The sequence below is a fragment of the Streptomyces sp. CY-1 genome (assembly GCF_047218265.1).
In the GTDB taxonomy this organism is placed as follows: domain Bacteria; phylum Actinomycetota; class Actinomycetes; order Streptomycetales; family Streptomycetaceae; genus Streptomyces; species Streptomyces niphimycinicus.
In genome coordinates this window covers 1,994,576-2,015,201 of the sequence record NZ_CP178393.1, presented here as the reverse complement: position 1 = coordinate 2,015,201, position 20,626 = coordinate 1,994,576, and the positions used below count along the sequence as shown (strand labels likewise).

Annotated in this window: 20 protein-coding genes and 1 riboswitch; of the genes, 12 read left to right on the top strand and 8 right to left on the bottom strand. The window is 71.2% G+C overall.

Translation table 11 applies throughout. From position 1 onward, the window contains the following. Positions 1-157: 157 nt before the first annotated feature. The gene (locus ACK1X7_RS08355; protein WP_385139892.1) at positions 158-1,051 is read left to right on the top strand and encodes a helix-turn-helix transcriptional regulator; all 894 of its coding nucleotides are present in this window, start codon (positions 158-160) and stop codon (positions 1,049-1,051) included. Between the two features lie 24 nt (positions 1,052-1,075). Here ACK1X7_RS08355 and ACK1X7_RS08350 read toward each other — a convergent pair whose 3' ends face one another. The 3 genes from ACK1X7_RS08350 to ACK1X7_RS08340 form a co-directional block, all read right to left on the bottom strand. Further along, a complete protein-coding gene (locus tag ACK1X7_RS08350; RefSeq protein WP_413114880.1) occupies positions 1,076-1,723 on the bottom strand; it encodes a DUF305 domain-containing protein in 648 nt (215 codons plus the stop codon). 107 nt (positions 1,724-1,830) lie between these two features. Then, a complete protein-coding gene (locus ACK1X7_RS08345) occupies positions 1,831-2,781 on the bottom strand; it encodes a DUF1996 domain-containing protein (protein WP_413114879.1) in 951 nt (316 codons plus the stop codon). A gap of 185 nt (positions 2,782-2,966) precedes the next feature. Continuing rightward, the gene (locus ACK1X7_RS08340) at positions 2,967-3,470 is read right to left on the bottom strand and encodes a DUF2165 domain-containing protein (RefSeq protein ID WP_385139884.1); all 504 of its coding nucleotides are present in this window, start codon (positions 3,468-3,470) and stop codon (positions 2,967-2,969) included. 280 nt (positions 3,471-3,750) lie between these two features. Here ACK1X7_RS08340 and ACK1X7_RS08335 point away from each other — a divergent pair, with 280 nt between their 5' ends. The 8 genes from ACK1X7_RS08335 to ACK1X7_RS08300 all read left to right on the top strand — a co-directional run bounded on the left by ACK1X7_RS08335 (position 3,751) and on the right by ACK1X7_RS08300 (position 11,536). After that, the gene (locus ACK1X7_RS08335) at positions 3,751-4,227 is read left to right on the top strand and encodes a carboxymuconolactone decarboxylase family protein (RefSeq protein WP_385139881.1); all 477 of its coding nucleotides are present in this window, start codon (positions 3,751-3,753) and stop codon (positions 4,225-4,227) included. A gap of 76 nt (positions 4,228-4,303) precedes the next feature. Further along, positions 4,304-5,227 (top strand): RNA polymerase sigma-70 factor, encoded by a 924-nt coding sequence (locus tag ACK1X7_RS08330; RefSeq protein WP_390792619.1) that lies wholly within the window; start codon positions 4,304-4,306, stop codon positions 5,225-5,227. A 44-nt stretch (positions 5,228-5,271) separates the two neighbouring features. Further along, positions 5,272-5,499, top strand: a riboswitch (cobalamin riboswitch). A 55-nt stretch (positions 5,500-5,554) separates the two neighbouring features. Beyond that, positions 5,555-6,601: an ABC transporter substrate-binding protein gene (locus ACK1X7_RS08325; RefSeq protein ID WP_390792620.1), complete on the top strand. Its 1,047-nt coding sequence runs from the start codon at positions 5,555-5,557 to the stop codon at positions 6,599-6,601. Continuing rightward, entirely contained in the window at positions 6,598-7,611 is a 1,014-nt protein-coding gene (locus ACK1X7_RS08320; RefSeq protein ID WP_385139873.1) for a FecCD family ABC transporter permease, read from the top strand. The genes ACK1X7_RS08325 and ACK1X7_RS08320 overlap by 4 nt, the downstream gene beginning before the upstream one ends. Next, positions 7,608-8,444: an ABC transporter ATP-binding protein gene (locus ACK1X7_RS08315; RefSeq protein ID WP_390792622.1), complete on the top strand. Its 837-nt coding sequence runs from the start codon at positions 7,608-7,610 to the stop codon at positions 8,442-8,444. The genes ACK1X7_RS08320 and ACK1X7_RS08315 overlap by 4 nt, the downstream gene beginning before the upstream one ends. Positions 8,445-8,542: 98 nt before the next feature. After that, positions 8,543-9,229, top strand: a complete 687-nt coding sequence (locus ACK1X7_RS08310; protein WP_385139867.1) for a response regulator — start codon at positions 8,543-8,545, stop codon at positions 9,227-9,229. 185 nt (positions 9,230-9,414) lie between these two features. Beyond that, positions 9,415-10,350, top strand: a complete 936-nt coding sequence (locus ACK1X7_RS08305; RefSeq protein WP_390792623.1) for an acyltransferase family protein — start codon at positions 9,415-9,417, stop codon at positions 10,348-10,350. Between the two features lie 10 nt (positions 10,351-10,360). Next, on the top strand, positions 10,361-11,536 hold the full coding sequence (locus tag ACK1X7_RS08300; protein ID WP_385139861.1) for an epoxide hydrolase family protein: 1,176 nt from the start codon (positions 10,361-10,363) through the stop codon (positions 11,534-11,536). Positions 11,537-11,573: 37 nt separating this feature from the next. Here the strand turns inward: ACK1X7_RS08300 and ACK1X7_RS08295 are convergent, their stop codons facing one another. From ACK1X7_RS08295 to ACK1X7_RS08280, 4 genes are read right to left on the bottom strand one after another with little or no spacing between them, the layout of a single operon-like run. After that, entirely contained in the window at positions 11,574-13,955 is a 2,382-nt protein-coding gene (locus tag ACK1X7_RS08295; RefSeq protein ID WP_413114878.1) for a bifunctional salicylyl-CoA 5-hydroxylase/oxidoreductase, read from the bottom strand. 10 nt (positions 13,956-13,965) lie between these two features. Further along, a complete protein-coding gene (locus tag ACK1X7_RS08290) occupies positions 13,966-15,648 on the bottom strand; it encodes an AMP-binding protein (protein ID WP_413114877.1) in 1,683 nt (560 codons plus the stop codon). Positions 15,649-15,689: 41 nt separating this feature from the next. Further along, positions 15,690-16,592: an acyl-CoA thioesterase gene (locus tag ACK1X7_RS08285; RefSeq protein WP_390792626.1), complete on the bottom strand. Its 903-nt coding sequence runs from the start codon at positions 16,590-16,592 to the stop codon at positions 15,690-15,692. Then, on the bottom strand, positions 16,589-17,074 hold the full coding sequence (locus ACK1X7_RS08280) for a cupin domain-containing protein (RefSeq protein ID WP_385139849.1): 486 nt from the start codon (positions 17,072-17,074) through the stop codon (positions 16,589-16,591). Before ACK1X7_RS08280 ends, ACK1X7_RS08285 begins: the two co-directional genes overlap by 4 nt. Before the next feature lie 134 nt (positions 17,075-17,208). On the opposite strand from ACK1X7_RS08280, the gene ACK1X7_RS08275 reads away from it, so the two are divergent. Together ACK1X7_RS08275 and ACK1X7_RS08270 are read left to right on the top strand one after the other, a co-directional pair. Beyond that, positions 17,209-17,634: a RidA family protein gene (locus ACK1X7_RS08275; protein ID WP_385139846.1), complete on the top strand. Its 426-nt coding sequence runs from the start codon at positions 17,209-17,211 to the stop codon at positions 17,632-17,634. Between the two features lie 58 nt (positions 17,635-17,692). Continuing rightward, on the top strand, positions 17,693-18,547 hold the full coding sequence (locus ACK1X7_RS08270) for a PaaX family transcriptional regulator C-terminal domain-containing protein (protein ID WP_385139842.1): 855 nt from the start codon (positions 17,693-17,695) through the stop codon (positions 18,545-18,547). Between the two features lie 147 nt (positions 18,548-18,694). On the opposite strand, the gene ACK1X7_RS08265 is transcribed toward ACK1X7_RS08270, so the two are convergent. Continuing rightward, positions 18,695-19,249, bottom strand: coding sequence for a TetR/AcrR family transcriptional regulator (locus tag ACK1X7_RS08265; RefSeq protein ID WP_398161153.1), 555 nt, complete (start codon positions 19,247-19,249; stop codon positions 18,695-18,697). 119 nt (positions 19,250-19,368) lie between these two features. Here ACK1X7_RS08265 and ACK1X7_RS08260 point away from each other — a divergent pair, with 119 nt between their 5' ends. Then, positions 19,369-20,613 carry a 4-hydroxybenzoate 3-monooxygenase gene (locus ACK1X7_RS08260; protein ID WP_413114876.1) on the top strand — a complete coding sequence of 415 codons (1,245 nt, stop codon included), beginning with the start codon at positions 19,369-19,371 and terminating at the stop codon, positions 20,611-20,613. Positions 20,614-20,626: the final 13 nt, after the last annotated feature.

Here is a 20,626-nt window from a genome sequence, read left to right as displayed (position 1 = left end):
TCTCGGGCCCAGGAGGCCGGTCGGCGCGACACCATCGAGCCTGCCGCTTCGTGCCCGCGTCAGGCAGGCCGAGGTATGCGGGGGAGCGGCCAGCGGGGGTGTGACAGGGCCCCCCTCACCGGGCGTGTCCCGGCGGCGGCGGGGAGACACTGGCCCTATGGCACCCGAGCAGCACGGCGGCGGCGAGGAACTGGGGCGCTTCCTGCGCGCCCGCCGCACCCAGACCAGCCCCCAGGCCGCCGGCCTCACCCCGGGGCCCGGCATCCGCCGTACCCCCGGCCTGCGCCGCGAGGAGCTGGCCACCCTGGCCGGGGTCAGCATCGACTACTACACCCGTCTGGAACGCGGCAAGGAAACCCGCCCCAGCCCCGCCGTGGTCGATGCCCTCGGGCGCGCCCTCCAGCTCGACGACGCCGAGCACCAGCACCTGCGCGACCTGGCCGTCCGTGCCGCCCGCTACGCACCCAAGCCCGCCCCGGCCCCCAGCCGCACCGTGCGCCCCCATCTGAAGCTGCTGCTGGAGACGGTGCGCCCGAACCCCGCGTACATCGTCAGCCGCAGCATGGACATCCTCGCCCACAACCCCGGCGGCCTCGCCCTCTACGCCGGCATCGCCGACTGGCCCGTCAAGCAGCGCAACATCGCCCGCTACCTCTTCCTCCACCCCGCGGCCCATGAGGTCTTCCCCGACTGGGAGAACCAGATCCGCGGGTGCGTCGCCCGCCTGCGCGCCCTGGCCGGCACCGACCCCGACGCCCCCGACCTCACCACTCTCGTCGGTGAACTGCTCCTCAAGAGCCCCGACTTCGCGGGTCTGTGGGAGCGCTACGAGGTCACCGGCCGCAAGCACACCGCCAAGACCTTCCAGCACCCCCACGTCGGCAAGATCACCCTCGTCTTCCAGGGCATGGCCCTCGAAGGCACTCCCGGCCACCGCATGGGCGTCTACACGGCCGAACCCGGCACCCCGGACCACGACGCCATGCTCCTGCTCGACATGACCGCCACGCCCACCGAGCCACGGCCCTCCGCCTCCGAACACAAGCGCTGACCGGCCGAGCCCGGCGGCGAGGGCTCACCGGGCAGTTGTGGTGGCCGCGTGCGCGACCGCCTTGGGGAGACGGGCGCGCCAGGTGAGCGACGTCTTCTCCACCCTCGCGGCCAGCCTCTTCGCTGCCGGATCGGCGCCCGCCGAGCGCTGTGAGTGGGCGATCTTCGCCGCCTGGTCGAGGTGTTCGCGTATCGCCGCGAGGAAGAGCGTGTCGAAGGCGGCGCCCTTGGTGCCCTTGATGGTGCGCAGTTCGTCGTCGGTCACCATGCCGGGCATGTCGTGCCCCCGGTGCGGGTTGGTGTCGGGGACGCCCGCCCGGGCGAGCAGTTTCCGCGACTGGACGAGTTCGTCGCGGTAGGCGGTGGCCACCGGTTTCGCCCACTTCTTCACCCCGGCGTCAAAAGCGTGGTCCGGGACCAGGTCCAGCAGGAGGGTCGCCTGGTCGTCCATCGCGATCATTAGCTGGAGCCAGCCGATATCGGTGGAGTTGAAGGTCCCCGACGTCGCCTGCCCGCTCGGGGACCGCGTGGCGGGGTGCCGCGCGGCCGACGTCGACCGCGCCTCGCGCGGCGGTTTCCCGCTGCCGTCGTCGCAGCCGGCAGTGAGCAGCGTGGCGGCGGCGAGCAGCGCCGCTACGGACACCGCCCGCCGTGTGACGGTTGCCGCTGTCATGTCGACTCCCCTCGTCCGGCGTGGCCGGAGCCCCGGTGAGGGGACTCCGCCCACAGGCAAGGCCGTGTCGCCCTGCCGGGCCATGTGGCCTGCGCTCTCCTCCTCCGTCAGGGACGGCCGTCGGCACCGCACTTGACGATGACGTTGATGCAGTCACGCACCCGCCGGGCCATCTCGTCCTCGGGCCAGGCGTTGAAGAAGTCACCGTGCATGGTGTACCCGGCGCCCGACGCCAGCTTGAACCGCGAGGGGTCGCCGCTGACCGGGTAGCGGAGCACCTGGCGCAGCTTCGGCACGGCGACCGGGTGGGTGACCGGGCACTGGCCGCCGACCGGGTACGCCATGTGGCTCTTGTGGTCGGGCGAGTCCAGGTCCTTGCCGTTCCAGCACTGCGGGAAGTCGAGGTAGGACTCCAGCATCGAGCCGGCGGGGCAATTCACGAAGTCCTTGGCGGGGTTGACCTCTCCGTGGTGCAGACAGGACCAGCGTGCGATGGACGTGGGGTCACCGACCCCGGTGGCCTTGGCGTTGCCCGCCACGATCCGCAGCCCCAGGGGGAGCGGCTTGATGGTGGCGATCACATCGTCGCGCACGCCTTCACCGAGGTAGTAGAAGGTGGTGCCGGTGGGTTCGACCTCCTTGCCGTTGTCGTAGAGGGTGGGGGTCCAGTACGACGACAGGTCGGCGGTCGGGCTGCAACTGGTCCTGCCCCGTTGCAGGGCGGCCAGATCGGTGTGCGCGGTGGTCGAGTCGTTCCCGAAGAAGCTGTGCATATGGGACGCGCCGGGGAGCCCCGGGAACACGATCGGGTCGTCCGGCAGCCGGTGGGTGAACGGGCACTGGGCGACGAACTCCGCGACGCGCACCGGTGCGTTGGCGCTCCGCGGGCCCGACGCCGCGCCCGCCTTGCCGGTGGCGCGCAGCTCGGCACGCGCACTGGCCGGGCCGATGGAGAGCAGGGACAGGACGAGGCCGAGGGCGGCAAGGACGACGCCCGGACCCCGCCAGTGGCCGAGGACACGCCGTAAGGGCGGGAAGCGTGGGGGTGTGGCGGACATGACTCTCCTTTCCGTGCACGCACGGAAGAGCGAAAAGAGCGGGAGAGAGCCCAGCGGTGTGGTCACACGGGGCTGCCGAGAGAGCGCTCTCTCGGAGCGATGCTGCGGACGCTAGAGGTGGCCCACACCACTGTCAAGAGCCTGCGGCAGCGGGGATGCTGTCGCAGGCTTCGGCGTCCGCTCGGTCAGTCCTCGGAACCCGGATCGGTTCGCTCGGCCGGGGCCGAGGGCAGCAGATGAATGAGCAGCAGAACGATCCCGGAAATCGTGAACACGCGCGTGGCGGCCTCCAGGCCGTTCCACTTCTCCGACTGCCACATGGCGAACCACTCGCCGCCGATGCCGATGAACCCGGCGCCGAAGAGCAGCATCAGCATCAACAGCCCCACGGTGCCGGTCCGACGGGCGCGGCGGACGCGGTCTGCGGGCGGCCCCGCGAACCACATGGCCGTCGCGGCGAGGAGGACAAGAGCGGAGAGGGTCTCCCAGGCGATGATGGCGACGTAGGCGGTGTCCTGGAGCGCGGTGGAGTCGATGGCCCGCCACATCAGGTCGTCGTCCTTGAACGTGGTGTCCATCGCCAGGACATGCCGCACGAACTGCTGGTTGCTGTCGAAGTCGGTGATGTTCCCGAAGGCGACGAGCGTGATGTACAGCGCGATCGTCCCGGTGAGCACCCCCGAGGTCATCGCGTAGATACGGGGTGAACGTATTCTGCCGGTTCGCTCTGTCACGATGACCTCTGTCTCCCGTTGGATCCCGCTGACCATGAAGCGTGCGGGAGCCGTAGCGTACAACTGACCGGATCAGAGCGGTGATGGACGCCGTACAGGCGCTGTACAGACGCCGTACGGCTGCCGAGCCGGGCCGACGGCGGGGGAGACGCGGGTCACATGCGTCCATGTCACAGCGGGTCGGGCTACCCCGTCTCAGGGGTGTAGCCACTGAACGACCACAGAGGAGCACACCATGGACGCGCGACTGAACTACTCCGCCAGCCAGACCGCCGGCAAGGTCCTGAGGCCCGTCATGGCGGCGGGCAGGGCGGTCAAGGAGTCGCCGCTGCCGGTGGCGACGCAGGAGCTGGTGGCGATACGGGTGAGCCAGATCAACGGCTGCGCCGTCTGCATCGACATGCACACCAAGGAAGCCGCCGCGGCCGGTGAGACCCCGGTGCGGCTGAACCTGGTCGCGGTATGGCGGGAGGCCACCGTCTTCACCGATGCCGAACGGGCCGCGCTGGCGCTGGCGGAGGAGGGGACCCGGGTCGCGGACGCGGCCCGTGGGGTCGGCGACGAGGTGTGGGCGAATGCCACCGAGCACTATGACGAGGAGCAGCTCACCGCGCTGGTGATCCTGGTCTCCTTCATGAATATGGTGAACCGGCTGAACGTCATCACCCAGCAGCCCGCGGCCGGTGACTACGAGGCCGGGCAGTTCCACTGACCGGCAGCGGCAACAGCAATGCCAGCGGGAACAGCAACGGCGTCGGCAACGGGCCCAGAGGAAAGGGGGATTCGGCGTGAACAAGGTCGAGGAGTTCGAGGAGCTGCGGCCGCTGCTGTTCTCGATCGCCTATCGGATCCTGGGCAGTGTGAGCGAGGCCGAGGACGCGGTGCAGGAGACCTGGCTGCGCTTCGACGGCTCGGCGACCCGGCCCACGTCGACCAAGGCGTTTCTCTCGGCCACGGTGACGCGGATCTCGATCGATGTGCTGCGCTCGGCGCGCGTGCGACGGGAGGAGTACGTGGGCCCGTGGTTCCCCGAGCCGCTGCTCAGCGATCCGTATCAGGATCCGGCCCGGGCGGTGGAGCTGGCCGACTCGGTGTCGATGGCGGCGCTGTTGCTGCTGGAGCGGCTCAGCCCGCTGGAGCGGGCGGTGTTCGTGCTGCGGGAGGTGTTCGCCTTCGGGTTCGACGAGGTCGCCACGGCGGTGGGACGTTCGGAGGCGGCGTGCAGGCAGTTGCTGGTGCGGGCGCGGCGGCATATGGAGGCGGGGCGGCCGCGGTTCGAGGCGGACCGGCGGGAGCGGCAGGAGCTGGCCACGCGGTTCTTCGACGCGCTGAAGGACGGCGATGTGGGCGCGCTGCGGAATCTGCTGGCCGCCGATGTGCAGTTGGTCGGGGACGGCGGCGGCAAGGCCCCGCGGCTGGCCAAGGCCGTCATGGGCGCGGAGAACGTGGCCCGGCTGCTGGGCACGGTCTTCCCCTGGCTGCTGCGGATCGATGTGTCGTTCGAGCTTCATGAGGTCAACGGCCAGCCCGGCGCGGTCTTCCGGGAGCGGGACGGCAAGGTGCTCCAGACCTTGGTCCTCGATGTGCTCGACGGGCAGATTCAGGCCATCCGCGCGGTGATCAATCCCGACAAGCTCGGCCACCTCGGACCGGTCGGCGACGCCTGGGCCGTCGACCGCGAGGTGCGGCGGGCCCGTCGGCGGTCGACCTGACCCCGGGACGTGGTCTCCCACCCGTGACCAGTCCGACACCCTGATCGTTCGACGATCTTGATAGTCTCGGGGAGCCAGTCGTGCCACATCCGAGGCCAGGGAATCCGGTGTGAATCCGGAGCTGACGCGCAGCGGTGAGGGGGACGGGCGGGGCATGTGACACCCACTGGGAGGAGTCCGTGACGGCCGCGAAGCCGCCGCGGACGAGCCCGGGAAGGGGCCCCGTCCGGACGAACCCGAGTCCGAAGACCTGCTGGCACCTCCGCGCCCCGTGCGGGGAGGACGTCCGTAGGCCAGGCTCCGCGTACGAGCCCCGACAACCGAGGCATGCCCGTGCTCCGCTCTGCCCGCCGTACCGCGGCCCTCCTGCTCGCCCCCGCCCTCCTGCTCACCGCGTGCGGTGGCTCCGGCGGCGACGGCGCGGCCGGCACGAAGCCCGCCGGTGCGGGCTTTCCGCGCACCATCGACAACTGCGGCCACAAGGTCACGGTGAAGTCCGTCCCCAAGCGTGCCCTCTCGCTCAACCAGGGCACCACGGAGATCCTGCTCTCCCTCGGCCTCGCCGACCGCATGGCGGGCACCGCCACCTGGACCGACCCGGTGATGAAGGGCCTGGAGAAGGCGAACGCGACGGTGCCGCGCCTGGCGGACAACGCGCCGTCCTTCGAGAAGGCCCTGGACGCCGAACCCGACTTCGTCACCGCCTCGTTCGTCTCCACCCTCGGCAAGGGCGGCGTGGCCACCCGCGAGCAGTTCGAGAAACTGGGCGTGCCCACGTATGTCTCGCCGTCCGACTGCTCGGCGGGCCGGGACCCCGACAGCGGTGGCGACGGCTCCCGCAGCAAGCCGCTCACCCTGGACGCCGTCTACGGCGAGATACGCGACCTGGCCCGCGCGTTCGGCGTCGACGAGCGTGGCGAGAAGCTCGTCGCGCGGTTGCGGCAGCGGGTGCGTACGGCCGCCGAGGGAGTGGACGCCTCCGGCGTCTCGCTCATGTACTGGTTCGCCAACTCCCAGTCGCCCTACCTCGCCGGCTGCTGCGGCGCGCCGGGCGCCATCACCCGGGCCGTCGGGGCGAAGAACGCCTTCTCCGACACCCACGACGAGTGGCCGCAGATCAACTGGGAGACCGTGGCCGACCGCGACCCGGACGTCATCGTCCTCGGCGATCTCACCCGCAAGCAGCAGACCGCGGAGACCGCCAAGGCCAAGATGCGTTTCCTGGAGACCAACGCCGCCACCCGCAATCTCACCGCCGTGAAGAAGAAGCGGTACGTCCTGCTCAGCGGGCAGGCGATGAACCCGTCCATCCGCACCGTCGAAGGGGTCGAGCAGGTCGCCGCCGGGCTGCGCGACTTCGGACTCGCCAAGTGACCCCCCGCCTCCGGCTGCTGATCGCGGGAGGGCCGGCCGCGCTGCTCGCGTCGATCGCCGTCGCCGTGACCATCGGCCCCGCCGACATCTCCACGTCCGACGTCTGGGCGGCGGTCTCCGCCCATCTCGGCCTGGGCGAGAGCACGTTGCCACCGCTGCGCGACGGCATCGTATGGAACCTGCGCATGCCCCGCACCCTGCTCGCCGCGGTGTGCGGGGCGGGGCTGGCCCTGTGCGGGGCCGTGATGCAGTCCCTGCTGCGCAATCCGCTGGCCGACCCCTTCGTCCTCGGGGTGTCCTCCGGCGCCTCCACCGGTGCCGTCGCCGTGGTCGTCCTCGGCGTGGGCGGCGGGGCCGTGTCGCTGTCGGCGGGCGCGTTCATCGGCGCGCTGCTCTCCTTCGGCCTGGTCCTGATGCTCAGCCACAGCCTCGGCGGCAGCACCGACCGTGTGGTGCTGTCCGGGGTGGCCGCCATGCAACTGTTCTCCGCGCTGACCTCGTTCACCGTCCTCACCTCCGCGGACGCCGACACCACCCGCGCCGTGCTGTTCTGGCTCCTCGGCTCGCTCACCGGCGCCGGCTGGAGCGATGTGCTGCTGTGTGCCGTCGTCCTGGCCGGCGTCCTCCTGGTCTGTCTCGGACACGCCCGCACCCTGGACGCGTTCGCCTTCGGCGAGGAGGCCGCCGCAGCGCTCGGCGTCCGGGTGGCCCGCACCCGCCTCGTCCTGCTGTGCGCGACGGCGCTGCTCACCGCGACCCTGGTCAGCTCCGCCGGGGCCATCGGCTTCGTCGGCCTGGTCCTCCCGCATGCCACCCGCGCCCTCACCGGGTCCGGCCACGCCCGCCTCCTGCCGGTCACCGCACTGGCCGGAGCCATCTTCCTGGTGTGGGTGGACACCGCCGCCCGCACCGTGATCGACCCCCAGGAGGTCCCGGTGGGCGTGGTGACGTCCCTCATCGGCGTACCGGCCTTCGTCGCCGTGCTCTACCGCGGCCGGAGGAAGACATGACCGACTCCCTTCCCGCGGACACCGCGGACACCGCGGACACCGCGGACACCGCCGACGCGGCACCCGGACTCCGCGCGGACCGGGTCAGCCGCCGCGCCGACGGCCGGCTCATCGTCGACGGCGTCACCCTCACCCTGCGCCCCGGCGAGACGCTGGGCCTGCTCGGCCCCAACGGCTCCGGCAAATCCACCCTGCTGCGGCTGCTCGCCGGGATCCTCGCCCCCTCCGCCGGAGTCGTCACCCTGGACGGCCGCCCACTGCCGAGAGTCGGCCGCCGCGCCACGGCCCGCCGTATCGCCACCGTCGAACAGCACGCCCACACCCAGACCGAACTGACCGTCCGCGAGGTCGTGGCCCTTGGCCGGATCCCGCACCGGCGCGCCTGGTCGTCGTCCACCGCCACGGACACCCGGGCCGTGGACGCGGCCCTGGAGCGCACCGGGCTGACCGACCGGGCCGGTCAGTCATGGCACACCCTCTCCGGCGGCGAACGCCAGCGCGCCCAGATCGCCCGGGCCCTCGCCCAGGAGCCGTACGAGCTGCTGCTCGACGAGCCGACCAACCACCTCGACATCCAGCACCAGCTCGACCTGCTCGACCTCGTCGTCGGTCTGCCGATCGCCACCGTCATCGCCCTCCACGACCTCAACCTCGCCGCGATGTACTGCGACCGCCTGCTCGTCCTCCGCGAGGGACACGTGGTGGCCGAGGGCACCCCCCGCCAGGTGCTGACCCCGTCCCTGATCAAGCAGGTCTACGGCGTCCGGGCCGATGTCACCCACGATCCGGGCCACCCGGTCATCCGCTTTCTGCGCCGCACACCGAAGCCGTGAGGCGGCGGCAGGTATCCTGCCGAGCGGTTGCATGAACGACGGCGGCTGGACGGTTCTGGCGCGCTTTACCACTAGGCGGCTCTGGAAGGATCCACCACGTGAGCGATGCCGCGGACACCCCGCCCCCCGAGGACTCCCCGATCCGGGTGCTCATCGCGGATGACCAGGCGATGGTGCGCACCGGGTTCCGGCTGATTCTCGACTCCCAGCCCGGAATCGAGGTGGTGGGCGAGGCCGCCGACGGCTCCGAATGCGTGGAGCTGGCCCGGCGGCACCGCCCCGATGTGTCCCTGGTCGACATCCGTATGCCGAAGCTGGACGGCCTGGAGGCGACCCGGCTGCTGGCCGGCCCTGGAGTGGCGCAGCCGCTGCGGGTCGTCGTGGTCACCACCTTCGACCAGGACGACTATGTGCACACCGCGATCCGCAACGGCGCCTGTGGCTTCCTGCTCAAGGACGCCGGTCCCGAACTCCTGGTGGAGGCCGTGCGGTCGGCGGCGCGCGGTGGTGCGCTGGTGTCTCCCGCGATCACCGTGCGTCTGCTGCGGCAGTGGGCGAGCCGGCCCGGCGCCGCCACCGGGGCGAACCCGCTGACCGGCCGGGAGCTGGATGTCGCCCGGCTGGTGGCGGTGGGCCGGACCAATCAGGAGATCTGCGGCGAACTGCATCTGTCGCTGTCCACGGTGAAAACCCATCTGAGCAACATCCAGACCAAGCTCGCCGTCCGCAACCGCGTGGAGATCGCGGCCTGGGCCTGGGACACCGGAGCGGTGCGCAACCGCTAGGGCCCCTCTGGCGGATCTCCGCGGCGTCGCGACGCCGCGGCCGGACCCCTCCGCAGAGGCCCGGCGCGGCGCGCTCCCCGCACAAGGCACTGCCGTTGGCCCGGCCCCGTGTGCTCCGCATCACGGAAACACCCCGTGTGCTCCGTATCACGGAAACACCCCGTGTGCTGCAGACAGTTCACGGTATGACGCACACTCCCACGGCCTTCCGCCCCCGGCGGGACACGGCGCCGGGCCAACGGGCCACGGGGCTGTCGCGGCGCCTGCGCGGCCACCGGGCATCCCGCTCCGGCGGTCGTATGCCGAAGGCCGCGTTCCGGCGCGACATCCAGGGGCTGCGCGGGCTGGCCGTCACGCTGGTCGTGCTCGCGCACGCGGGAGTCCCGTACGTCATCGGCGGACACACCGGGGTCGATGTCTTCTTCGTGATCTCCGGATTCCTCATCACAGCGGGCCTGCTCAAGGAGGCCGAACACACCGGATCGGTGTCCCTGCGGCGCTTCTGCGCACGGCGCGCGGTGCGCATCCTCCCGCTCGCGACCCTGGTCGCGCTGGTCACCATGGTGGGCTGCCGGCTCTCCGCCTCGAAGATCCGCTACCCCGAGTTCGGGCATGACGCGCTGGCCGGTGCCCTGTACGTCATGAACATCGACCTGGCGGTCTCGGGCACCGACTACCTCGACGAGGGCAGCGCGCCGTCGCCCTTCCGGCACTTCTGGTCGCTGTCCATGGAGGAGCAGTTCTACCTCCTGTGGCCCGTCCTCCTGCTCGCAAGCCGGAAACTCATCCGGCTGAGTGCGCGGCGAGCCGACCCCTGCGGCTGCGGGGCTGCGAGCCGGACCAGCGCGACGCCGTCAAGGACCCCACCCGCCGGGAAGCCAACCGGCAGGGCGCCCGCCGCGCCGGTGCCGCCGTGGTCGATCCGAAGCCATGGCTGTGCCCCGGTCGGGTGGGTGCCCGGTGGCCGTGGGCGACACCTTCGTCTACCGCGACGAGAGCCACCTGGCCGAGTCCTACGTCGAGGCGCTGGCTCCGGTGCTGCGGCAGGAGCTGCGGAAACAGGGGGTGACCGGGGACTAAGTACCCAGCTTTTCGGCGGAGGGGCGTGGCGCGGCTTGTAGGGTACGTGCCATGCCCGATGCCCCGCCCCGCCCCGAGCCGTTCACCCCGCAGACCGCACCCGCCGCGCTCGAGGACCTCCGCACGCGGCTGCGCGCGACCCGCTGGCCGGACGCGCCCGAGGACGCCGGGTGGTCGCTCGGGACCGACCTCGACTACCTCCGCGAGCTCGTCGCCTACTGGGCGGAGGAGTTCGACTGGCCGGCCCAGGAGGCGGCGCTCGCCCGGCTGCCCCGCTTCCGCGTCCGGCTCGGCGGCCTCGGGATCCACTTCGCCCACGTGCGGGCCGCCGCCCCGGCCGGACCCGCCCTGCCGCTGGTCCTCAGCCACGGCTGGCCGGACTCGTTCTGGCGCTATGCGAAGGTCATCCCGCTCCTCACCGACCCCGGCGCACACGGCGCCGACCCCGCCGACGCGTTCGACGTGGTCGTGCCCGACGTGCCGGGCTTCGGCTACTCCGACCGCCCCACCGGCCCGCCGCTGAACTCCATCGCCGTCGCCGGGCTGTGGGCCGAGCTGATGGATGTCCTCGGCTATGCGCGGTTCGGCGCGGCGGGCGGGGACATCGGCAGCCATGTGAGCCGCTACCTCGCACTGGACCACCCCGACCGGGTGGTGGCCGTGCACCGCATGGACGGCGGCCTGCCCGTCTTCACCGGCGACCCGGCGGACCTCACGCCCGCGGAGCGTGCCTGGTTCGAGGGCGTCACCGCCTGGGGCGCGGCCGAGGGCGCCTACGCAGCCATGCACCGCACCAAGCCGCAGACCGCCGCCTTCGGGCTCACCGACTCACCGGTCGGGCTCGCCGCGTGGATCGTCGAGAAGCTCCGTTCATGGAGCGACTGCGACGGTGACATCGAGCGGTGCTTCACCAAGGACGAGATCCTCACCAACGTCACGCTGTACTGGCTCACGGGCACGATCGGCTCGTCGATGCGCATGTACCACGCCAACGCCGCGATCCCGCCCGAACAGCACGCCCGCCGGGTCGAGGTGCCGTCCGGCTTCTCGCTCTTCCGCGGCGACATCGTGCGCCCGCCGCGGGAGTGGCTGGAGCGCACGACGAACGTCGTCCGCGTCACCGAGCCCGCGCGCGGCGGACACTTCGCGCCGTTCGAGGAGCCCGAGCTGTACGCGGAGGAGCTGCGCGCCTTCTTCCGCCCCTACCGGGCGGCGGCGACGGACTGAGCCCGGATTCCGCCGCCGCGCCCGACCACGCCACGTGTCAGAAGACGGGTGCCGGGGCCGGGGCCGGGGTCCAGCGCAGGTGGACGGACTGGCCGGCGGGGTCGGACCGGAGCAGGGACAGCCGGGGCCGTACGGCGTCGGTGCGCGCGGCCGGGGGCTTGCGGCGGCCCGCGCCGAACGGCATCGGCCACTCGGCGCCCGGCCCCCGGTACTCCTGCTCGGCCGCCGCGTGCAGCGTCCAGTGCGGGTCGTACAGATGGGTGCGCCCCACGGCACACAGATCGGCGCGGCCCGCCAGCAGCAGGGAGTTGACGTCGTCGTACGAGGCGATCGCGCCCACCGCGATGACGGCGGTGCCGGTGGCGGCAGCGACCTCATGGCGGATGCGGTCGGCGAACGGGGTCTGGTAGGAGCGGCCGAAGGCGGGGCGCTCGTCCTTGGTGACCTGCCCGGAGGACACGTCGATGGCGTCCGCGCCGTGGGCGACGAACGCGCGGGCGATCTCGACGGCGTCATGCTCGGTGTTGCCGTCCGGCACCCAGTCGGTGGCGGAGATGCGCACGATCATCGGCCGTTCCGCGGGCCACGCCTCCCGCACGGCGTCGAAGACCTCCAGGGGAAAACGCAGCCGGTTCTCCAGCGGGCCGCCGTATGCGTCGGTGCGGTGGTTGGCGACCGGGGAGAGGAAGGAGGACAGCAAGTAGCCGTGGGCGCAGTGCAGTTCGAGCAGATCGAACCCGGCCTCGGCGCCCCGGCGGGCGGCGGCGACGAAGTCCTCGGCGATCCGGTCCATCTCGGCCCGGGTGACCTCGCGCGGAACCGCGCAGCCGGGGCCGTACGGCAGCGCGGACGGGCCGACGGTCTCCCAGTTGCCCTCCGGCAGCGGTTCGTCCATGCCCTCCCACATCAGCCGGGTCGAGCCCTTGCGGCCCGAGTGGCCGAGCTGGAGGCCGATGCGGGCGGTGCTGCGCTCATGGACGTAGGAGACGATCCGCCGCCAGGAATCGCGCTGCTCGCCGTTCCACAGACCCGTGCAGCCGGGCGTGATGCGGCCCTCGGGTGAGACGCACACCATCTCGGTCATCACCAGTCCGGCGCCGCCCATGGCCTTGGAGCCGAGGTGGACGAGGTGGAAGTCGCCGGGTACGCCGTCGACCGCGGAGTACATGTCCATCGGCGAGACGACCACCCGGTTCTTGAGCTCCAGCCGCCCCAGCCGGTACGGCTGGAACATGGCCGGTGCCACCGTGCCGAGGCCCTGCGCGGTGGCGAAGGCGGCGTCCACCTGGTCGGCGAAGTCGGGGTCGCGGGTGCGCAGATTGTCGTAGGTGATGCGGCGGGAGCGGGTCAGCAGGTTGAAGCAGAACTGGGTCGGCTCCTGGTGGGCGTACATCCCGATGTTCTCGAACCACTCCAGCGAGCCCTGCGCCGCCCGCTGGGTGGACTCCACGACCGGGCGCCGCTCGGACTCGTAGGCGGTCAACGCCCGCTCGGCGTCCGGGTGTTCGTGCAGACAGGCCGCGAGGGCCAGCGCGTCCTCCATCGCCAGCTTGGTGCCCGAGCCGATGGAGAAGTGCGCGGTGTGGGCGGCGTCCCCGATGAGCACGAGATTGCCGTGGTGCCAGCGCTCGTTGCGTACGGTCGTGAAGTTCAGCCACTTGGAGTTGTTGGCGAACAGCCGGTGGCCGTCCAGCGCGTCGGCGAAAAGCTCGCGGACCCGCGCGACGGCCCGCTCGTCGGAGGCGCCCGGTGCGCCGCCGGCCCGGTCGATGGCGTCGAAACCGGCCCGCCGCCAGACGTCCTCGGGCATCTCGACGATGAACGTGGAGCCGGTGTCGGAGTAGGGGTAGCCGTGCACCTGCATGACCCCCCATTCGGTCTGCTCGACGAAGAACTGGAACGCCTCGAAGACCCGGTCCGTGCCGAGCCACATGTACTTGCTGTGCCGACGGTCCAGGGAGGGGCGGAAGACATCCGCGTGGGCCGCTCGTACCGAGGAGTTGACCCCGTCGGCCCCCACCACCAGGTCGTAGGACGCCCGCAGCCGCTCGGTGTCCGGCGCGACGGTCGAGAAGTGCAGGGTGACGCCGAGGTCGCGGCAGCGCTCCTGGAGCAGGCGGAGCAGCTCCTTGCGGCTCATGGCGGCGAAGCCCTGGCCGCCGACGGTGTGGCTCTCGCCCCGGTAGTGGATGTCGATGTCGGTCCAGCGGGCGAAGCGCCGGGCCATGGCCTCGGCGATCGTGGTGTCGGCGTTCTCGATGCCGCCGAGCGTCTCGTCGGAGAACACGACGCCGAAGCCGAACGTGTCGTCGGGGGCGTTGCGTTCCCAGACGGTGATCTCGTGGGCGGGGTCGAGCTGCTTCATCAGGGCCGCGAAGTACAGCCCGCCGGGACCGCCGCCGATGATCGCGATGTTCACGGGGTTCCTCTCAACTCTCGGCGACGGCCTCGGTGGCCCGCTCGTCGTCATGGGCCGGGCGCACCTGGCGCAGCAGCTTGAAACGCTGAAGTTTGCCGCTGGTGTTGCGCGGCAGGGCGTCCTGGAACCGCACATCGCGCGGGTACTTGTAGGGCGCCAGGAGCTGCTTGACGTGGTCCTGTATCTCCTTCACCTTGGCCGCGTCGCCGGGCACACCGTCCCGCAGCACCACGAAGGCGCATACGACCGAGCCGCGCTCCGGGTCGGGGCGGGCCACCACGGCGGATTCCACGACGTCCGGGTGGGTGTCGATGGCGGATTCGACCTCGGGGCCGCCGATGTTGTACCCGGAGGAGACGATCATGCTGTCGCTGCGGGCGTGGTAGTGGAAGTAGCCGTCCTCGTCCCGGTGGAAGATGTCACCGGTGATGTTCCAGCCCTCCAGGACGTAGTCCCGCTGTCGTTCGCCACCGAGATAACGGCAGCCGACCGGGCCGATGACACCGAGTCTGCCCGGCTCTCCGGGGCCGAGTTCGGTGCCGTCGGGGCCGAGGATCGCCGCACGGAAGCCGGGGACCGCCACTCCCGTGGCGCCGGGCCGGATGGCGTCCCCGGCGGCAGAGATGAAGATGTGCAGCAGCTCGGTGGCGCCGATGCCGTCGACCACCTTCAGACCGATGCGATCCCGCAGCTCCTCCCAGGTGGTGCGGGGTATGTGCTCGCCCGCCGAGACCCCGATCCGCACCCCGGCAAGCTGCTGTTCCCGTCCCTCGCGCAGGATCGCCCGGTAGGCGGTGGGCGCGGTCGCCAGCACGGTGACACCGTGCCGCCGCACGATATCCGCGAGCTGCGGGGGCGTGGCGGACTCCGTCAGCAGGGCGCAGGCACCGGCCCGCAGCGGGAAGACGACCAGCATGCCGAGGCCGAAGGTGAAGGCCAGGGGAGCGGTGCAGGCCACCAGATCGTCCGGTACCAGGTCCAGGGTGTGGCGGCCGAAGGTGTTGTCGATGGACAGGATGTCCCGGTGGAAGTGCATGGTGATCTTGGGGGTGCCGGTGGATCCGGAGGTGGGGCCGAGGAGCGCCACATCGTCGGCGGCGGTGTCCACGTTGCTGAAGTCGCCGGACTTGGCCGCGGCCCTGGCCACCAGATCCTCCGGGCCGCCACCGCCGTACCCGACCACCGTCAGCCCGGGCAGAGCGGTGTCCCGGACCGTGCGGACCTCGTCGGTGAACCGGTGGTCCACCAGGGCGATCGAAGGCCGGGTGCGTTCGGTGATCGGGGTGAGCTCCCGGGCGCGCAGGGCGGCCATCGTGGTCACCACGACACCACCGGCCTTGAGGACGCCGAGCCAGGCCGCCACGGTCCAGGGGTTGTTGGGCGAACGCAGCAGCACGCGCTGCCCCGGCACCAGGCCCAGATCCTCGGTGAGCACCTGGGCGACCTGATTGGCGCGGGTGCGCAGTTCGCCGTACGTGCACAGTCCGCCGGCCGGGGTGCGCAGCGCGGGACGGCCGGGGCCGAACAGAGCGGTGGGGATGTCGATGAGCTCGGTCGCCGCGTTGAGCCGGTCCGGGTAGCGCAGTTCCGGCGTCGTGAACTCGAGCGTCGGCCACAGATGCGCGGGCGGCAACCGGTCGCGCGTGAAGGTGTCGATGTGCGCGGAGGGTGAGAGGGGGAGCGGAAGAGTCACGGAAGAGTCCTTCCGGGAGCCCGCCGGGAACCAGCGGCGGGTCAGGTGGGGCGGATCAGGCCCTCCTGGACGACGGTTGCCAGGTGGCGGTGATCGCGGGTGAAGAAGCGGCCCGTGCCCAGGCCGCGGCCCGCGTCGGCGGCGGCGGCTTCCTGGACGTAGAGCAGCCAGTCGCCCAGCGGCCCCGGACGGTGGAACCACATCGCGTGGTCGAGGCTGGCGGTGACCAGCCCGGGCCTGGCCCAGGGCAGGTCGAGCACGCGCAGGACGGGTTCGAGGATGGTGTAGTCGCAGACGTACGCCAGGGCGGCCAGGTCCCGCTCCGCGTCGGTCAGCCCGTCGACGGGGCGGAGCGGGTCGAAGGGCCTCAGCCAGACCGCCTGGTGCGGAAGGCGCTCTCCCTCGACGGTGAGGTAGACCGGGCCGGGGACATGCCGCATATCGAAGCCGCGGCCGCCGGCCCAGTACGCCTTGGACTCCTTGGTCATCGACCCGCCGTCGCGTTCCGCGAGGTACTCGGCCGAGCTGGGCAGGGTCTCCGGGGCGGGCACAGCGTCGGCGAACGTGGTGTGGAAGGCCGCACCGGCCTCGCCCGCCGCGAAACCGGCCAGGCACACATACAGCGTTTTGCCGTTCTGGTAGCCGCGCACCTGCCGGGTGCTGTAGCCGCGCCCGTCGCGCACCACCTCCACCTCGTAGCGCACCTCGGCCCCGATATCGGCGGGCCGCAGGAAGTAACTGTGCATCGAGTGCAGCGACTTGCCGTCGGTCACCGACCGCATGGCCGCCGCCGCGGCCTGGGCGACCAGATCGCCGCCGTATGCCTTGGGCCAGGGGCAGGGCTGGGTGGTGGCGGTGAAGGCGAGGTCGAAGTGTTCGGGCTGGGCGGGCTTCAGGGTGACGGCGGCGGTGAAGACGGCCGAGGTGGGGGGCGTCCGGGTCATTGGCGGTCCAGCCAGTCGCGCAGCTCGGCGTCGGCGACATCGGGCAGGTTGACCACGATGTTCTCCGGTGTCCGGGTGGTCATCCAGGTCAGCGGCTTGGTGCGGGAGAGGTTGCACTCCACATGCGGCATGAAGGGCGGTACGAAGACCCAGTCGCCCTCCTCCATGTCGACATAGTCCTCGAACCGCTCGCCGAAGTAGATACGGGCCCGGCCGGAGAGGACATAGCCGCCGGTCTCGGCCTCGCCGTGGTGGTGGGTCACCGAGCGGTAGCCGGGTTCATTGCTCACCTTGCCGAACCAGAGGCGAGTGGCCGGGGTGTGCTGGATGCTCACGCCCGAGACGCGGACGGCACCGCCCGAGTCGGCGGTGTTGCCGCTCTCCAGGCCGCCGCGCGTCACCACGGGGGCGACGATGCCACTGGGCAGCCGGTACATCGAATTGTCGCCTTCGAGGCGGTACTTGCTCAGGTCGGGCTCCATGGGGTCGGCTCCGTTCAGTCGGGGACCAGGATCCGATGTCTCGTGTTTCTCACGGTCGTCATTTAAAGTCAATACACCTGGATGGACCTGCCCGACCGTGGGTCAGGACGGAACGCAACCGAGCCGGAGGCCCCATGACCCCCGTCCCCGTGAACCCGACCACCCTGCCGACACCCAGCGGCTACTCACACGGAACACTCGCCGGAAACACGCTTCACCTGGGGGGACAGACCGCCCTCGACGCCGAGATGAAGATCGTTCCGGGCGGTATCGTCGAGCAGTTCCGGCAGGCGTTCGGCAACCTGCTCACCACGCTGCGCGAGGTCGGCGGGCGCCCCGAAGACCTGGTGAGCGTGACCATCTACCTCACCGACATCCCCGACTACCAGGCGCACGGCAAGGAGATCGGCAAGGTCTGGCGCGAACTGGCCGGGCCGGTCTACCCGGCCATGGCGGGCATCGGCTGCACGGCGCTGTGGCAGCCCGAAGCCATGATCGAGATCCTTGGCGTGGCCGTGATCCCGCAGGAACGACTCGTGGCGCCGCACACCGGGGGATGAGGCCGAGCCGGCGGAGCAAGTGATCGCTCCGCCGCGCCAGGCGTTAGGGTGCCGGTACATGACCGCGCAGACGACAACGGCCACCACCGCGGCGGGCGAGCGGGAGTCCCGCCACGCCCCGCTCATCCTCACGGTCTTCGGCCTCTACGCCCGGGGCGAGCACAACTGGCTCTCGGTCGCCTCGGTGATCAGCCTCATGGCGGACCTCGGTGTGGAGAGCCGGGCCGTGCGGTCCTCGGTCTCCCGGATGAAACGCCGCGATGTGCTGCGCGGCGAACGCCATGACGGTCTCGCCGGCTACTCGCTCGCCGACTCCACCCTCCAGACCCTCGCCGAGGGCGACGTACGCATCTTCCAGCAGGCCAGAGCGTCCCGCGAGGACGGCTGGGTCCTCGTCGTGTTCTCCGTGCCCGAGTCCGAGCGCGAGAAGCGGCACGCACTGCGGACGACCCTGACCCGGCTGGGCTTCGGCACCGCCGCGGCGGGCGTCTGGATCGCCCCCGGGCATCTGGCGGCCGAGACCCGGCGCACCCTGGAGCGCCGGGAGCTGTCCGCGTACGTCGACCTCTTCACCGGTGACCACTTCGCCTTCGGGGACCTGCGCGAGAAGGTCCGCTCCTGGTGGGACCTGGACGAACTCACCGCCCTGTACGCGGACTTCCTGGACCGGTACCGCCCCGTCCTGGACGCGGTGACCCGGCACGAGCCACCGCCGCTTGAGGCGTTCCGTACCTATGCGCCGATGCTGACCCAGTGGCGCCGCATGCCCTACCGCGACCCGGGACTTCCCCTGGAACTGCTTCCACCGGAGTGGAACGGCGTGGCAGCGGGCGAACTGTTCCACCGGCTCCACACCCTGCTGAGCGCCCCCGCGGCGGCGCATGCCGCGGAGGTCTTCCACGCGAGGCCCTGAGGCGGCGCGGCTCCGCGGAAGCCGGCACCCTCACGACGCGGGCGTTCGGGCCCTGTGCGCCTGCCCGAGGGGCCGCGGGGTCATCGCTGACCCGCCCGTCCCCCTGCGTCCGGCGGCCGACCGCACCGCCCGGTGGGCGGGTGCGCGTCAGCGCGGAACGCCGAGGCCGTCGAGGACGATTCCCACGGCCCGGTCGACGCCGCCACCCTCGCCGGGGGTAGCCACATGGGCCAGGGCGCGCAGCAGTACGGATACGTCGTCGGCGGTGGCGTCCGGTCGGGCGGCCCCGGCGGCCTGGGCGCGTTCGAGCGCGGACCTGAGGGCTTCGCGAAAGGCGTCGACTGCCGTGGTGACCGGCTGGGACAGACCCTCGCCGTCGTCGCTGTGCGGAGGCAGCAGATCCAGCAGGGTCATCTTGACGGACCCGGTCGACACGAGGGTCCGCAGCAAGGACGCGAACGCCCTGCCGGAGTCCGGGTCGGCGGCGTGCCGACGGGCCTCGTCGGTCAGCTTCTCGAGGTAGCGCACGGCGGTGGCCTCGATCAGGTCCTGCTTGGTGGGGAAGTGCCGGAACACGGTGGCGATGCTGACCTGGGCCTGCCGGGCGATCTCCTCTGTGGAACCGGCGGCCCCGCTCGCGGCGAACACCTGCTCGGCGGCGAGTAGAACGCGCTCCCTGTTGGCGGCCCCGTCTCGGCGCATGCCGATTCCTCCTTGCGATCCGTAGTGGCGACTACGTATGATCCGTAGTGACAACTTCCCTTAAGGATATGCCCTCGCGGTGCACCGCGCGCTCACCCGAAGAAGAAGGGGTGCAACCCATGTCCGTAGTGGACGAGAACACCACGGTGGCGATCGTGGGATCGGGAGTCGCCGGGCTCGCCCTCGGCAACTTCCTGCTGCGCAGCGGGATCGACTGCGTCATCCTGGAAAAGCGCGGCCGTCAGTACGTCGAGCAGCGGCAGCGGGCCGGTGTCATCGACAACCGAGCGGCACGCATGTTCAGGCAGTGGGGACTCGAGGACAAGGTGCTCGACGGCGTCCCCTTCGAGCCGGTGTTGAACTTCCGGATCGACGGCGAGACGCGCCCCTACGCGTACTCGACCGACGACGGCGACGGACGCTTCTGCCCCCAGCAGGTGCTCGTCCGCAACCTCATCGATGTGTTCATCGGCGACGGCGGAGACCTTCGCTTCGACGCCGAAGACGTCTCACTGGAGAGCGTTTCCGGCGACGAACGGCCCCTTGTGCGCTACCGGGACAGCGTCGGTACGACACGGACGATCCACTGCGACTTCATCGCCGGCTGCGACGGCGACCGCGGTGTCAGCAGGGCGACCATCCCCAGCGGCCATCTCACCCGCTACGCGCACGACTACGGGTATGCGTGGCTGACCGTCCTGGCCGAGGTGCCGGCCAACCACCAGTCCATGATGGCGATCCATTCCCGTGGCTTCGCCGGCCAGTTCGCCCGCGGTCCCGAGGCGAGCCGCTTCTACCTCCAGTGTCCGCTCGACAGTTCCCTCTCGGAGTGGACGGACGAGCACATCTGGGACGAGATCGAGATCCGCTTCGGCGAGCCCGTGCGGATGCGGGGGGAAATCTCCAGCAAGCGGTTGGTGCCGCTGCGCAGTGTGGTCTACGACCCGATGAGCCATGGCCGGCTGTATCTGCTCGGAGACGCCGCCCACATCGTGCCTCCCATGAGCGCCAAGGGCATGAACCTGGCCCTCCATGACGCCGATGTGTTCGCGAAGGCCGTCATCCGCCAGGTCGAGGAGCACGATGCGAGCCTGCTCGACACCTACTCCGCGACATGTCTGCGGCACGTATGGAACTACCAGGCGTTCGCGGCATGGTTCACCGATCTGATGCACGACTCCGGAGACGTCTCCTACCAGGGCGAGTTCCGGCGCCAGATCGCCCGGGGCGGAGCTCGACCGCCTCTACGCGTCCGAATCGGCGAACCGCCTGTTCAGCGAATTCCTCACCGGGCTGAACTAGGACCGGCCCCCTTCCGGGCCGTCACCCCGCAGGCGGTGCGGATGCCCGCACCGCCTGCGTGACGTGCCGCTGCCG